This window comes from Vibrio sp. McD22-P3, from assembly GCF_021568915.1.
In the GTDB taxonomy this organism is placed as follows: domain Bacteria; phylum Pseudomonadota; class Gammaproteobacteria; order Enterobacterales; family Vibrionaceae; genus Vibrio; species Vibrio mediterranei.
Genome location: NZ_JAKGTN010000014.1, coordinates 156,202 through 169,958, shown reverse-complemented (window position 1 = coordinate 169,958; position 13,757 = coordinate 156,202). Strand labels below are relative to the sequence as shown.

At 43.2% G+C, this 13,757-nt stretch carries 11 protein-coding genes; 4 read left to right on the top strand and 7 right to left on the bottom strand.

Annotated features, from left to right (window positions below):
• Positions 1-729: 729 nt before the first annotated feature.
• Positions 730-1,728, top strand: coding sequence for a hypothetical protein (locus L2W36_RS17505; RefSeq protein WP_236110810.1), 999 nt, complete (start codon positions 730-732; stop codon positions 1,726-1,728).
• 314 nt (positions 1,729-2,042) lie between these two features.
• Here L2W36_RS17505 and melB read toward each other — a convergent pair whose 3' ends face one another.
• Together melB and L2W36_RS17495 are read right to left on the bottom strand one after the other, a co-directional pair.
• Positions 2,043-3,407, bottom strand: a complete 1,365-nt coding sequence (melB, locus tag L2W36_RS17500; protein WP_198559071.1) for a melibiose:sodium transporter MelB — start codon at positions 3,405-3,407, stop codon at positions 2,043-2,045.
• Positions 3,408-3,475: 68 nt separating this feature from the next.
• Positions 3,476-5,257: a glycoside hydrolase family 36 protein gene (locus tag L2W36_RS17495; RefSeq protein ID WP_236110809.1), complete on the bottom strand. Its 1,782-nt coding sequence runs from the start codon at positions 5,255-5,257 to the stop codon at positions 3,476-3,478.
• 225 nt (positions 5,258-5,482) lie between these two features.
• On the opposite strand from L2W36_RS17495, the gene L2W36_RS17490 reads away from it, so the two are divergent.
• Entirely contained in the window at positions 5,483-6,520 is a 1,038-nt protein-coding gene (locus L2W36_RS17490; protein WP_006069454.1) for a LacI family DNA-binding transcriptional regulator, read from the top strand.
• Between the two features lie 296 nt (positions 6,521-6,816).
• On the opposite strand, the gene L2W36_RS17485 is transcribed toward L2W36_RS17490, so the two are convergent.
• The 3 genes from L2W36_RS17485 to accD form a co-directional block, all read right to left on the bottom strand.
• Positions 6,817-7,275, bottom strand: coding sequence for a hypothetical protein (locus L2W36_RS17485; RefSeq protein WP_236110807.1), 459 nt, complete (start codon positions 7,273-7,275; stop codon positions 6,817-6,819).
• Between the two features lie 181 nt (positions 7,276-7,456).
• Positions 7,457-8,776, bottom strand: coding sequence for a ferredoxin reductase family protein (locus L2W36_RS17480; protein WP_006069452.1), 1,320 nt, complete (start codon positions 8,774-8,776; stop codon positions 7,457-7,459).
• A 78-nt stretch (positions 8,777-8,854) separates the two neighbouring features.
• Complete coding sequence (gene accD / locus L2W36_RS17475) at positions 8,855-9,724, bottom strand: acetyl-CoA carboxylase, carboxyltransferase subunit beta (protein WP_236110806.1); 870 nt, start codon at positions 9,722-9,724, stop codon at positions 8,855-8,857.
• Positions 9,725-9,834: 110 nt separating this feature from the next.
• On the opposite strand from accD, the gene L2W36_RS17470 reads away from it, so the two are divergent.
• Together L2W36_RS17470 and bla are read left to right on the top strand one after the other, a co-directional pair.
• Complete coding sequence (locus tag L2W36_RS17470; RefSeq protein WP_236110804.1) at positions 9,835-10,734, top strand: LysR family transcriptional regulator; 900 nt, start codon at positions 9,835-9,837, stop codon at positions 10,732-10,734.
• A 64-nt stretch (positions 10,735-10,798) separates the two neighbouring features.
• Complete coding sequence (bla, locus tag L2W36_RS17465) at positions 10,799-11,650, top strand: class A beta-lactamase (protein WP_236110802.1); 852 nt, start codon at positions 10,799-10,801, stop codon at positions 11,648-11,650.
• Between the two features lie 111 nt (positions 11,651-11,761).
• Here bla and L2W36_RS17460 read toward each other — a convergent pair whose 3' ends face one another.
• Together L2W36_RS17460 and L2W36_RS17455 are read right to left on the bottom strand one after the other, a co-directional pair.
• Entirely contained in the window at positions 11,762-12,454 is a 693-nt protein-coding gene (locus tag L2W36_RS17460; RefSeq protein WP_038221729.1) for an ABC transporter ATP-binding protein, read from the bottom strand.
• A gap of 19 nt (positions 12,455-12,473) precedes the next feature.
• Positions 12,474-13,757, bottom strand: coding sequence for an ABC transporter permease (locus L2W36_RS17455; RefSeq protein WP_236110800.1), 1,284 nt, complete (start codon positions 13,755-13,757; stop codon positions 12,474-12,476).

The following is a 13,757-nucleotide window of genomic DNA, read 5'->3' as shown; positions in this document are numbered from 1 at the left end:
CTTCTTTTCTTTCTGCTGGTATACGAGACAAAGTTTACTCAATACCGCCCATACTGGTTAAATTTTAACAGTGACAACAATCCTGCCAGAGGGGGATACTGTATTTGTATGTAGTTAACATGTATTAACAAGACGTCATTGATAATTTGATCTGCTACGTAATCGACAATAAGTGAGTTAACACTGAGTTGACTGACACAGAAATGGACAAAAATGTGCCAGAAACGCTACTAGATTAGAAATAGGTCAATAGCCACAGGTTTGGAAAGTCCATTAGTTATGCGTCCAGTTTTGATGATAAAAATCAGATAAACATCGTACTTTGATACCCACTCAACTTTTTACCCATACATCAAGTGCACCTAAGCTGAGAAGAGCCGTTCAATTAAGGAGAAGAACGCTTCAAATGCTGGAACAGCTATGCTACGTCCAAACGCTTTTGATCCTCCTGTAGTTGTCGACAATACAAAGGGTTGTTTGAATGTACTAGTTCATGCGCATCGCATAGTTAAGGCAACTAATTCTAGCATTCGTAAGATTCAAACCTAAAAAGAATTAGTTCTTTAGCTTGACTTTAAAGCCCAGTAACAATCGACAAATTCATACATGCTTCGTCTAGTATGTGCGATATATTTAGACTAAATACTTTACAGAAATTGAGTAAACTGAAACCCTTTGTATTGTAGAGCGATTGCCGACAACCATTTATTTTGAGAGTCCCATATTTCCATGTCACTACAGAAAATTATTCGCTTTAGCGATGCCAAACTAGCCGCTATCTCACTTTGTATCCTAAGCCCCATTATTGCCGAGTACTTGTTAGGTATATGGTCACTGACGCAGCTTTCATCACTGCTATTCTTAGTGCCTTTTTATGGCTGTGGTGCATTGCTTGTGAGAGAGATTGCAAGACGAAGCGGAAGTGGCTGGGTTGGAATATTCGCACTTTCTTTTGCGTTTGGTTTAATAGAAGAGGGATTGCTAACTCAAACGTTTTTCAACACGGATTACTATCACGCTGGATTATTATCTTTTGGATATATCGAGTCACTTGGTACGTCACCATTCTGGATAATATATGTTCTCGGGCTACATAGCCTTGGCAGTATTTGTTTGCCTATATTAATGGTTGAGTTGCGCTTGGATAGTTCAGAGCGTGAGAAACTTTGGTTAAACTGGCCGTCCTTTTTCGTGTGTACAACTCTCTACTTTGTAGCGTCAGCGTCCATCTTCCTTGGAACCCAGCAAGCCTTTCCTTATCAGAGTACGTTGCTACAAAAATTAGCCGTTATTACGGTTATAATAGCGTTTTCCGCTCTCGCGCTTTTTAGACCTAAAATCGCCTTCAAGCTTAGTAACAAGAGAGTTAGCAACTTAAAGGTGTTTATCACCACCATAATTTTAGGCGTCGTATTTTTTGGTCAGCACTATCACATGTACACGCTTGGACTGAGCGAGCATTTTGTCGCGTTTTCAATGCTGTCTGCCTATCTGCTCGGAATGTACTTTATGTTGCGATGGAGTCAGTGCGCGAATTGGAGTGATAGCCAACAGTATTCAATGGTGTTTAGCTTACTAGTGATTTATAGCGTATTGGGGCTCTATCAATTCTCCAAATATACGACAGCGCTTGGACATAGCATCAACTACGTCGATATAGCCCTTCAAATCGGGTTGATATTAGCCTTAACTATTCCAGTATTAAAAAAGATTAAGTCGCTTGTTTAAAAATGCCAAAAAAGCTTGCTTGCCTCGAATTGAAAAGATGTAAGCCTACAGTTTACTAAGCACGCACCAAACTGATAAGAGGGTAGATCAAGTTCTTATGCGTAAAGTATGACATCTAAGTGAACTAGCTTAGAAATGGGCAAAAAACAATCTAGCCTCGTCACTCAGTTTGCGGAGTGAACCATATTATTCAGTGGGCGTTGTCAGTAGATTCCTGCCTTCGCAGGAATGACAGTATTTGGGCTGGAGCATTTATCGGTCAGTAGTGCCACCCTCCTATCGGCATAAGGCGGCACTTTTACTCTGTGTAGTCTTTACGCGTATTTAGCTCTGAGGTCATCTTGCAATTTATCGAGGTTTTCACCATTTAGCTTATAGAACTTTGAATAGATGAAGAAGCCAAGGGCACATAGTACCGCAGGAGATAAATATAGGAATTGTAAACCCGTTAACGCTTCAGTCGTTTGAACTTCGTTAGGGACAAAGTTAATTGCGGCTAGCCCCAACCCGATAAGAGAGCCCGTAAGAGCACCAGAGCATTTAGAAATTAATGTATGAGCAGAGTACGATACACTTTCAGCACGAATACCAATTGTTTTATCTCCATAATCGACTGTATCCGCAACCATTATCAAAATGATTAGCCAATAGACCGCTCCAGAGACACCTCCGAATACACCAGAAAGCCCGATAAGCAGATTCGACTCTGGTGCGTAATTCCCAGCAAACCATAGAGAAACAGCGGCGAGTACTGGAAAAACCAATGAAGCAGAGAACAGAGCTTGGCGACCAACGGCTTTGACGATAGGTTTGAAGAAAAGTAGAGTACCAACTCCTGCAATACCGCCACAGGCAGAGGCGACAGCTAGCTTTGTCGCATCACCTAGCACATACGTATAGAAGTACAATGTGTAGCCGCCCATAAGAGCAGTACCGACGTTGTAACAAAGCGCAATAGCTAATAGCCAAAGAAACTGTTTATTTTTAAGTATCAACGAGAAAGCTTGCTTTAAGTTGAAGTTCTTTGAAGCAGCTTCATCCTCTTCAAAGGATTCTTCTACCCATTTGCAGGTAATCAAAGCGCTAATGATAGCCAACACTCCAGCACACACGGCGAACAGCATATAGCCGCGCCCATCATCACCCGCACCAAAAAACATCACCGCATAAACAGCTACCCCCTGCACAGTATAACTTGCAGCAGTCGCGAATACTCTTGGATAAGGCATTAACCCTTCTCTTTCATCTTTATTCAGAGTGATCTTAGGGACTAATGACCAGAAAGGTGCATCTAACATCGTGTAGGTCATACCCCAACCTACATAGGTAAACACTACCCACCACAGTTGCGCGTTTCCTTCAAAAAGATGAGCGGCGAAAATGCCCACTAAGAAGACGGCATTCAATACGTTCCCGACAAGAATCCAAGGCTTGTATTTACCCCATCGAGTATTTGTCTTAGCAACTATATAACCCAGTATTGGGTCGTTGATGGTGTCCCATACCCTAGCAAGTAGAAACATACCTGCTAGGAATATCGGGGAGAGACCGGCGACGTCTGTGTAGTAAATCATGATAAAGATGTTTACTAACACCAAACCAAAATCCTTTCCAAAGCCACCTAAACCAAACGACCATTTGGTTTGATTACTGACCTTACCTGTAATCACGTTATTCATTATCACTCCTTAGAAATGCTTGCAATTTAGACTAAGCCTGACTGTAGGGTTATCAGGCTTTAAATCGATTAGACGCTAATTTTCATATAACCTGAGATTGGCTGCGCGAGCTCAGTAAGACCCACTTTCAGTTCCATTGTCTTGTCTTCTAAATGCTTCCCTAGGCAATCGAAAGTGCTGATAGATACTGATTTCTCGCTAAAGCTTCTAAGAATGACTCTTTCATTCATGGAGCCATTAACGATGGTTATATTGGTTGTACCATCATTAAAAACTTCAACCGGCGTATCAGAGAAGACAGCGACTACCTTTTCATGATCCAGTGAAGACTCGACGATTGGGTACTGCATCTCTGGGTTGCAAGTCTTAATCTTGCCTTTCATTAAAATATCTTTATGTTTTACCCAAAAACCAAGCCAGTGCTTAACCATCGTTAAGTGAGAGTCTGATAGTTTTCGCATGTTGGGAGAGATTTGAGGCACCGCAAATAGGGAGTTAATAAAGTGTAAGCCAGCACTTTCGACTGTGTCTTCAGGTGACCAAGTAAACATATCGGAGTGAACGGAAGTACTACCTGAAAAAGCTCTCAAATCAACAATGCCCATTCGATTCCCAATAGGATCATTTGGACAATCATGAACCCTAAACAAGTTGCCATACTTTCGGATCATTGAGCCGATATATCTCTGCCTAAACTCAATCATTATATTAGGGTTGAGCGCTTCTAAAGTTCGACGAACGTCAATCATCAGCATGTCTACTGCTTCTGGAAGAGATTCTGTATCTCTGTTTGGATCTGGCGTCAAAGCACTCCCTTGTGCATTTGTCATGTCAAACTCATCAATAAAATCCAGCTTTAAACCGTCAAGATTGTATTCACGTACTACTCGACTGAATGTTTCCACTAGATAATCGCGAACCTGTGGGTAGCGCGGATCAAGCGTCCCAGTTTCATTCTGTTCACTATAGAACAATAAATAGTCTTCAAATTCGTTCCATCTCTCGCACCCCTTCCCCATAAACGGTACGCTGAGCCACAACATATATTTCATGCCCATACCCTGAACATTGCGTACATGCTGGGCAAAATCTGGAAATCTCGATGTTGCTACCTGCCAGTCACCGCAGTATTTATAACCTCGATTGTTGTCATCCGTCTGCCAACCATCGTCGAGGATAATTGTTTTACACCCTGCCGATACGGCCATCTCGCACTGCGCTTCAATTTCCTGCTGAGAAAGATCTTGATGGAATGCATACCATGTTGAATAAACTGGTTCCAAGGCTGCTTCAGGAACTTGCATTTGCTCGCCACCAAGTAGCTTTTCGTGCCACAAAGCCATAGATTCAATCGCGTCAAATACTGGTATGTCTCTTGTGTCTAAGCGAAGCGTTCCTCGGTAAGAAGTTAGCTCTTCATTCGATTGACTAAATAGACGAAGTCTAATTCTGCCAACATTTTCTTCCTCGTATGCTCCCGCATGAACGTTAACAATGTTTTTGCAATCCGAAAATGCAAAAGCCAAGCGGCTTTGGCTACGTTGAGAGTAAAAACACCCTACCGGAGCGACATGGCTAATATGACTTGAGTAGTAAGGCCACCATTCTGGGATACCCTTGTTACGCAGTGCTTTGGGGTTGCCGTGAGGGCACGGCGTCCAAAGACTGTGCATGTCGATAAAGGGAAAATGGACGTCTACGGTTACTTCAGGGAACCTAGTGGGTTCTTTTGCTGAAACCTCAATATCTAAAAACACAACCTCTTCATCAAAACGAGGAGTTGCAGTTACCTCTACAGCATTTGTATCGAGACAAGTTGCTTCAAACGTCAAATAATCTACTAGCTTCATTATTTATCTCTATCTACACGAATCAAAAATTATAAGTTTACGAACAGCTGTTCGTAAACTTATAAGAATTTGCCTTGCGTGTAAGTGATCCACCGCACATTCAGTATGCTCTAGTCAAAAAACGTGATTTAGATCTACAAACTGACTACTTGAGCGTATGATATTTGTTCGTGAGAGAAACTCTTTTGCTGGTATTATTTTCGCAGCCATTCATTAGAGGTTGCCATGTCTCAAAAACCAATCAATGCAACGCAGATCGCTAAGCTCGCGGGAGTCTCTCGAAGTACCGTATCAAAAGTCATCAACAACTACCCTGATATCCCAGAGGACACGAAAGCCAAGGTTCTATCAGTAATTGAGAAGCATAAGTATCAACCAAATGCCTTTGCTCAAGTACTTAAGGGGGTACCACAGACCGTGATCGCTCTTTATGCGTACGCTTACGAGGTGGATATGGAAACTGATTCTTTGAGCTCATTAGAATCACCCTATGTCATGGGAATAATTTCTAACTTCATTAAAGCTGCAAAAAACCACAACCATAAACTTGTTGTGGAACTCATAGAGTTCGGAGATAACGAACAAGAAGTTGAAGCACAAATACGTAAAGACTTTGATTCAAAAACCATTGCGGCTGCGGTTTTTCTCGGGCTTTCTAACGACGTCAAGTTTATAGATAACTTGATAGAGGATGACTATCGAATCGCAGTGATAGATCGAGAGATCAAAGAGGCTAAGAAGAGTATTAATATTTTCACCGACGATTTCGGTGGCGCTAGACTCGCCGTTGAACATTTATACGAACAAGATTTCAACTCTATCGCTTTTATCGGTGGTTTGGACAACAAACACTCTGCTCATAGTCGACTAGAAGGTTATCGAAGCGCTGTACTTGAAGCCAATGCGAAGCAAGTTGTATTTGATGCACTTTTCTCGGAAAAATCAGGAAAGGAAGCAGCCCACAAAGTGCTTGGAATGACCTCTCGTCCAGACGCTTTTGTATGTGCTGCTGATGTTATCGCTTATGGCTTCATTCAAACACTTAGAGAACTCGACCCTGATTATTTGAATCAAATTGGCGTCGTAGGATTCGATAACAGCCCTTTCAATCAATATCAAAGACCATCACTTAGCTCTGTTGGTGTCGACTTTAGCCAAATAGCCGTAACCACCATAGAAGCGCTATTAGGTAATTCAGAAGCTACGAAGTACACCGTCCCAATGTCACTAAACCAAAGAGATTCAAGTTCCAAAGGGCGTTGAGATAGCATATTGGGAAGTAATAAGTTATTTACTATCCAATACCCACCTTCGATCTCAAATAGAACACCATCTTCGTGAAAACGAAGATGGTGTTCTATAGTGTGTAGATTACTGAACATGTAAACCAGCTCATGTTAACTAGATATACGACACGCTGTAGGATATTCTCTTTATCAAGGGAATAACGGTATCTTTTTGTACCAAAGCGACGTTGATAACAGCTCATAAGTGGGTCAGTAGCTTATTAAAATATTCGTTAGATGCTCACTACCGTACGTTTTCATTGAGCTTTATGGTTACTTAGCTGTTTCCCGTTTATTAGATTTCCCTACTAGCTTGATGTCTGGATGCTTATGAGAAACAATTTCTACACACTCATCGGAGGTTGCAATTAAGTGGGACCATTCATCTTCATAGCCAGAAATAAACGTTATTGGACTTTCTTTACTCCATAGATGCCCTTTAATAAGAGTACAATTTGGGAATCTATCCCCTGCCGCCCAAAGTTCGAGTAAACCACCTTCATCTAACAGGCGAAACCCACTTACCGTATCAAACATGACATCGTATAGACTTTCAGTTTCTTCATGGAAGACGCTTACTATCAATGTGTAATCTTTATGCCGCTCACTTCCTTCAAGCTCGTAACCACTACCATCTGGATACGTCACTGCAAAATGCCTTCCATTCCATGATAAATCAACGATATATATCGTTCCTTCGCTGAATGGAGTGTCCCAATCTTTAACTTCCATCTGTCTGATCCTATTCACTGACCCAAGCGATCTAGTGCTTGTTGGCTGATTGTTCGTGGGTTTCGTCGTTCAATATTGCAGTCTTTCTATACCAGTTCAATTACCAACCATTCGTTTATTTTTGGTTGAACACATCAAACAGCACCTTTGAACCCTGTGAGAGAATCCGAACTAAACAAGATCAGCGAAAGTTGAACAACTCTGAATGAAAATTCTTTGTGTCGAATCTGATTGCCTTTAGTTGAGCCAGCAACGCCTTCCTAAATCCAACAGGACCGCAAAACCAAATGCTTCGCTGCGCAATATCAGGATATTTTTGGCGTATCTGCTCAATAGACAAAAAAGGTTTTAGCCGATTATCGATCACATGAAACTCAACGTTTGCTTTTCTGGCTGCACTTTCCATCTCTATGATCAAAGAAGGCGATGGGCTCTCGGTACAATAATAGAAAACAACTCCACCTCTATCTGGTTGTTGGGCGAGTTCATCCAATCGGGCTTTAAACGCCGCGCAACCAATCCCCCCAGCAATCCATAATTGCTTTTTACTATCGTCAAAATCGAACTTGCCATACGGACCTTCAACTTCTATCTGTTGTCCTATTTGAACTTGCTTATGAATGTTGCCAGTAAAGTCGCCAAGAGCCTTAATTAAAAAGCTTACATTGCGCTGTTTACTATCTACTGAAGCGATAGTGAACGGGTGAGGTTCTTCGCTGCCAATCCTTACAAACGCAAACTGACCAGCTAAATGACCTCTCCAACTTGGAAGATGGACGGAAAGTCGCGTCGTATGATTTTCTTTGCTATAAACCACCTCACTGATAGTGCCAGCATGTTTGTTGTCTTTGCCAATCCACCCAATCACACTCAAAATGGCAGCCGTAATGCCCGCAAGAACAACGAACACAGTGATTGGTGTGATAATGTTATCCCAATATGAGTGTTTGAGAAGAATCAGCGAGTGATAGCCGATAGCGATAAAGGCAATCGCCATCAGTTTATGAGTCCATCTAAAAAACTTATAGCGAACAGGAGCAAATAACGCCAATACCGTTAAAACGACAAATAAGTACAACGTCCACTCGCCCATTGTTTCCGCACTGCCACGCAAAGGACGAATTAGAGCATAGAAAGAGTCAGGGTCGATGGACGAAGCACCACGCTGAGGTCGTTCAAGATACCCCGCACGCACCAGTTGTTTTGGTACGATAGCAAGTAGCCAGTGAATAACGCCTATGATAACAGCATAGATTGCTACCCATTTATGTAGGCGATAAGACTTATCTAAGCCTCGGGTAAAATTCTCAATCAGTGGTAATCTCAAAGCGAGCAACATCACTAGAGTTAATAGAAGTACTGAAACGATACCCGTGATTTGGATTAAGGCGCTTCGCCACTGCATGAAGGTTTCATTGGCGACCAATGAAGGCTCCGCTTGAAGCCAGATAAAGATGATAGCCAGGATGAGGGCGAGCACCATTGAATAAAGTTTGTTCATAATAACGCTCCTGTTGAGCTTTAACTCTACTCCTTCTAATGTAACCCTACGTCAGGGAGAGTAAATCAGTGTAAATGCTTAATCACTCTCTTCCACCAGGTGACTATTGGTCATCTTAGATAAAAGCTCAGCGATTCGATTTCTCATATCGCGCCTATCCACAATCATATCTAACGCCCCATGCTCCAAAAGAAACTCACTTTGCTGAAAGTCTTCTGGCAATTCTTCACGTACGGTTTGCTCAATGACTCTGCGTCCAGCGAAGCCAATTCTTGCTTGGGGTTCACCAATATTAATGTCACCTAGCATAGCGATGCTGGCAGACACACCACCATATGTTTGGTCAGTGAGGACGGAAATATAAGGTAATCCAGCCATTGATAGTTGATTCAAAGCGGCACTGGTTTTGGCCATTTGCATCAATGCCATTAAAGATTCTTGCATCCGTGCACCACCACAAGCTGAAAAACACACTAGGCCACAATTGCTATCTCTCGCGACGTTAACAGCGTGAACAAACCGAGCGCCTGCTACCGACCCCAAAGAACCAGCCATAAACGAAAACTCAAACGCGCAGGCAACAACAGGCAACCCCATAAGCTGTCCCTTCATTGCGACGAGGGCATCTTTCTCCCCAGTTTCTTTTTGTGCTGAAGCTAAGCGGTCGGTGTAACGCTTTTTATCTTTAAAACCCAAGATATCCTCTGGTTGATAGTGACTTGCAATTTCAACCTGTTCCTCGGTATCTAAGAAACTAGCGAGACGCCGACGTGCTGTTATTCGCATATGGTGACTACATTTGGGGCATACCTCCAAACTCAGTTGCAACGCTTTGTTGTAAAGAATGTGGCCGCATTGAGGGCACTTTCTCCACAAACCTTCGGGTATGTTTGCTTTGCGATTACTAACCAGTTTTTTTCTATGTAATAGCTTTTCAAGCCAACTCATGCGCGTTTATACCTTCGTGATTTAATTGATTTCATCATTGTATAAACTCATAATTAGCAATAAAGTGTCGATATTGAGTTACTTAATCCAACATTTTGGGACAATGAGTCATGCTTGAGAGAATTGACCAACAATGGCTAAAGAGCTTTCATTGTGTGTACGAAAACATGAGCTTTAAACGTGCCGCGGAGTTTCTCCAACTTCCAACCTCCAATCTCAGTCGCCATATCAGCTTGCTTGAAGAGCGACTTGATACCCGACTCTTCGATAGAACGACTAGAAGAATTGCGCCGACAAGTGCTGGGGAGCACCTATATCTACTCACACAGCCACTGCTAAATAAGCTTAATGATGCACTTGAAGAGGTTACGTATCATTCTCAAGAGGCCGTTGGACAGTTGAGAATACTGATGCCCGACTCCCCTGTGTTGGCTAATGCCGTGGTAAGTTTCTGCGAAAAACACCCCTCAATATCGCTTAGTTGTGATACCAGCGTCAGCCCCAAGGAGGACTTATTCAACGGGTTCGATGTAATTTTAAAATTCCATCGTGGGAATCTTGACGATACCAATTTGGTAGCGAGGGAAATTAAACGCTGGCCTAGTATTGTAGTCGGTGCTCCGGAACTTCTTGATCGTTACCCTATACCCTTTAAGACCTCTGACTTACAACACATTCCTTGCATTAGCAGTCTGACCGCGATCAATGGCGAACCGTGGGTTTTCAAAACGGAAAGCGGTGAACGAATTACCCAAAAAGTTAAGTCTTCTTTTAAGGTCAATAGCGGACATCTCGCTAAAACAGGCGCGCTCTCTGGTATAGGGCTGGCAATTCTCCCTAGAGACATATGCCAAGGTGAACTGAGTTCTGGTGCTTTGAAAGTGATAGAAATGGAACATCAACCTGATGACTTGGTGCTATATGCATTTTACGCGTCAAGAAGGCATGTAGCCAACAAGATACCGTTGTTCATTGAACATATTAAGCACTGTGCGCATTTTGACGGTTGAATAATACTGTTTCCCTAGTAATACTCCGCACCGTAAACTCGCTTTCCTGTAAAAAACTGAAACCATGAAAAAACCTGTTTTGCTCTTGAGCCTCATACTTATATCTTTCTTTTCATCTGCCTCAACGCTCGATGAGTCTATAGCATCAATTGAGCAACGAATCTCGGGACGCATCGGCGTCTCCGTTTTGGATTCCAGAAATCAACAGCAATGGCACTATCGAGGCAATGAACGCTTTCCTATGATGAGCACGTTTAAAACTCTGGCATGCGCAAAGATGTTACATGACGCTGACTCAGGAGAGCTAGACAAGAACGCTTTGGCTCCCATAACGTCTGACAAACTTATTCCTTGGTCACCGGTTACAGAGAAAATGGTGGGCAGTTCCATTACCGTCAGCAAAGCTTGTGAAGCGACAATGGAAACGAGCGACAACACTGCAGCCAATATCGTTCTGCATTCCATAGGGGGACCTCAAGGACTCACTGAGTTTCTACGTTTGAACCAAGATGACGTGACTCGATTAGACCGCATTGAACCAGAGTTAAATCAGGCACTTTCAGGCGATAAACGGGATACAACAACACCAAATGCGATGAATACCACACTGCATCGTCTTCTATTTGAAGGGGCCCTGAATCAAGGCTCGAAAAATCAGTTAATGGCTTGGATGCAAGGGAACACGGTTTCAGATTCATTGCTACGATCGGTTCTACCGCAAGGATGGTCTATCGCAGACCGCTCTGGTGCAGGCGCTAATGGTTCACGTGGTTTTACTGGTGCTATTTGGGCTGACAATCGCAAACCATTGGTCATCAGCATTTATCTAACACAAACCGACCTATCGATGTCTGAACGTAACCAAATCATCAACGAAATTGGTAGGCTGATTTTCCAGACGTATGCTATCAAGTAACGAACTAAGCACAGCGCTAACTTAATAGAATGCATGCCGCCACTAATTATATTCCCTCACGAAGATAGTAGTCGGCATGTTAACTCATTGAATGAATCTTACGCAGAAGCTCTAAGTCGGCGCTCTATCTGAAATCACCTTACCATCTTTAATAGTAATAATACGTTTAGTACGCTCTGCTAATGCATTGTCGTGAGTAACAATAATGAGTGTTCTGCCTTCCTCATGAAGTTGATTAAACAATGCTTCAATCTCAGCGCCTGACTTCGAGTCCAATGCGCCTGTGGGTTCATCAGCTAGGATAATTTGAGGGTCATTTACCAAGGCTCTAGCAATGGCAACTCGCTGCTTTTGACCACCAGATAGTTGGTTCGGTTTATGGTCAAGGCGGTCCCCTAAGCCTACCTGCTCTAGAAGTCTTGCCGCACGCTGGCGACGCTCTTTGGCTTTAATTCCGCCGTACACCAGAGGTAACGCTACATTGTCGAGTGCGGTAGCGTATTCAAGTAAATTGAAGCTTTGGAACACAAAGCCAATCTTCTGGTTTCTAATTGTAGCTAGAGCATTAGCGGTTAAACTCGCGACATTCTGGCCTGCTAATAAATAGTCCCCATCGCTAGGTTTATCTAAGCAGCCAAGCATGTTCATTAGGGTTGATTTTCCAGAGCCCGAAGGACCAAGAATCGACAGGAATTCACCTTGGTTAATGGTTAAGTCAACGCCATCTAATGCACGTACTTCCATTTCACCACTAGCGTAGTATTTGCAAATATTAGTCAGCTCAACAAGAGGCATATTTGCCATGCTTTGTTTCGCGTTATTGTTACTCACTTTGTAATGCCTCCAACGGGCTGACTTTTGCCGCTCTGTTGGCGGGTAACCAAGCTGATGCGACACCGATAATCATTAGGGTAACGATAACAATCGCGACCACAATCCAAGATAATTCAGGAACAGGCTTTCCGAGCTCTTCATAGAACGCATTTCCCTCAAGGCTGATGGTGCTAATCGCAGAGATCAGAGCGTAAGTGACACCTAATCCTAACGCACCACCCATCATCATGGTCATAAGAGATTGAACTAAATAATGAACACGGATAGCCGTAGGCGTTGCCCCCACCGCCATACGAACGCCAATATCGCGAGTTGAACGCTTTACCGTCGCATACATGACATTGGCAATCCCAACACCCGCCACCGCAAGAGTGACAAAACCAATAATGCCTAGGAAGCTTTGTAAGCCAATAAGAAACTGCTGCATACTTTTTTGTCGTAGGAACATGTCTTCCACTTGAACTACTTGCTCGTCATGGACGCTTGCTCCGTGTTTACGAGCGATGACTTGGCGAATGATTTGCGCCAACCTTTTACGGTCCACATTGGCTTTAGGTTCGACGTTTATACCGCCAATGTCTCCATTGGTGTGAAACCGTTGCCAAGTAGCCAGCGGTACAAAGCTCGAATAGTTAATGCCATCCCCTTGCTCAACTCGTCCGCTATTCTTCGCCAAAACCCCAACAACCGTAAATTCCTCACTGCCAATTTTCACCTTTTTTCCAACAGGATCCGCTTGTAAAGTCACCGTCGCAAACCAGTTATAGTCGTCAGTTGGATTAAACAGGTCTGCAGCCAATGAATAGCCAAGCACAACCACTTTGCGCATCTGCTTTTGGTCTAGCGGGTTCAACCATCGCCCTCCCGGCAACGGGATTAGGTTAGTCATCGACGCAAAATCGGTCGGAACAGCGATCGGCTGTTTCCATGAACCTCTATCGCCAACCGTGATGTTTTCGTTCCATTGAGCAGTAGGAGCGACACTGGCTACTTCAGGTAACGCCTTGATAACTTGGACATCCTCTTTTTTTAGCTTAAGAAACTTACCTTGGTGGAAAGCGCCATGGTCGATACTGGCGATGCCGCCAGTTAAGTAGATCAAGTTGCCATTGCCATTTTGCGCCGTTTTCAGTACTCCTTGACGAATACCCTCACCGACAGCAAGCATGGCAGCAATACATAGCGTTGCCCAAGCCACCGCCAATATGGTTAAACCCAGACGCAACTTTTCTGCTGACATTTCCTGAAAGATTTGTCTTATTGGTAACAACAT

Coding starts and splice junctions, on each gene's coding strand:
- L2W36_RS17460 (WP_038221729.1), bottom strand. CDS start 12,454: ATGGCAAATATGCCTCTTGTTGAGCTGACTAATATTTGCAAATACTAC.
- L2W36_RS17480 (WP_006069452.1), bottom strand. CDS start 8,776: ATGAACAAACTTTATTCAATGGTGCTCGCCCTCATCCTGGCTATCATC.
- L2W36_RS17505 (WP_236110810.1), top strand. CDS start 730: ATGTCACTACAGAAAATTATTCGCTTTAGCGATGCCAAACTAGCCGCT.
- bla (WP_236110802.1), top strand. CDS start 10,799: ATGAAAAAACCTGTTTTGCTCTTGAGCCTCATACTTATATCTTTCTTT.
- L2W36_RS17495 (WP_236110809.1), bottom strand. CDS start 5,257: ATGAAGCTAGTAGATTATTTGACGTTTGAAGCAACTTGTCTCGATACA.
- L2W36_RS17470 (WP_236110804.1), top strand. CDS start 9,835: ATGCTTGAGAGAATTGACCAACAATGGCTAAAGAGCTTTCATTGTGTG.
- accD (WP_236110806.1), bottom strand. CDS start 9,724: ATGAGTTGGCTTGAAAAGCTATTACATAGAAAAAAACTGGTTAGTAAT.
- melB (WP_198559071.1), bottom strand. CDS start 3,407: ATGAATAACGTGATTACAGGTAAGGTCAGTAATCAAACCAAATGGTCG.
- L2W36_RS17485 (WP_236110807.1), bottom strand. CDS start 7,275: ATGGAAGTTAAAGATTGGGACACTCCATTCAGCGAAGGAACGATATAT.
- L2W36_RS17455 (WP_236110800.1), bottom strand. CDS start 13,757: ATGTTGTTACCAATAAGACAAATCTTTCAGGAAATGTCAGCAGAAAAG.
- L2W36_RS17490 (WP_006069454.1), top strand. CDS start 5,483: ATGTCTCAAAAACCAATCAATGCAACGCAGATCGCTAAGCTCGCGGGA.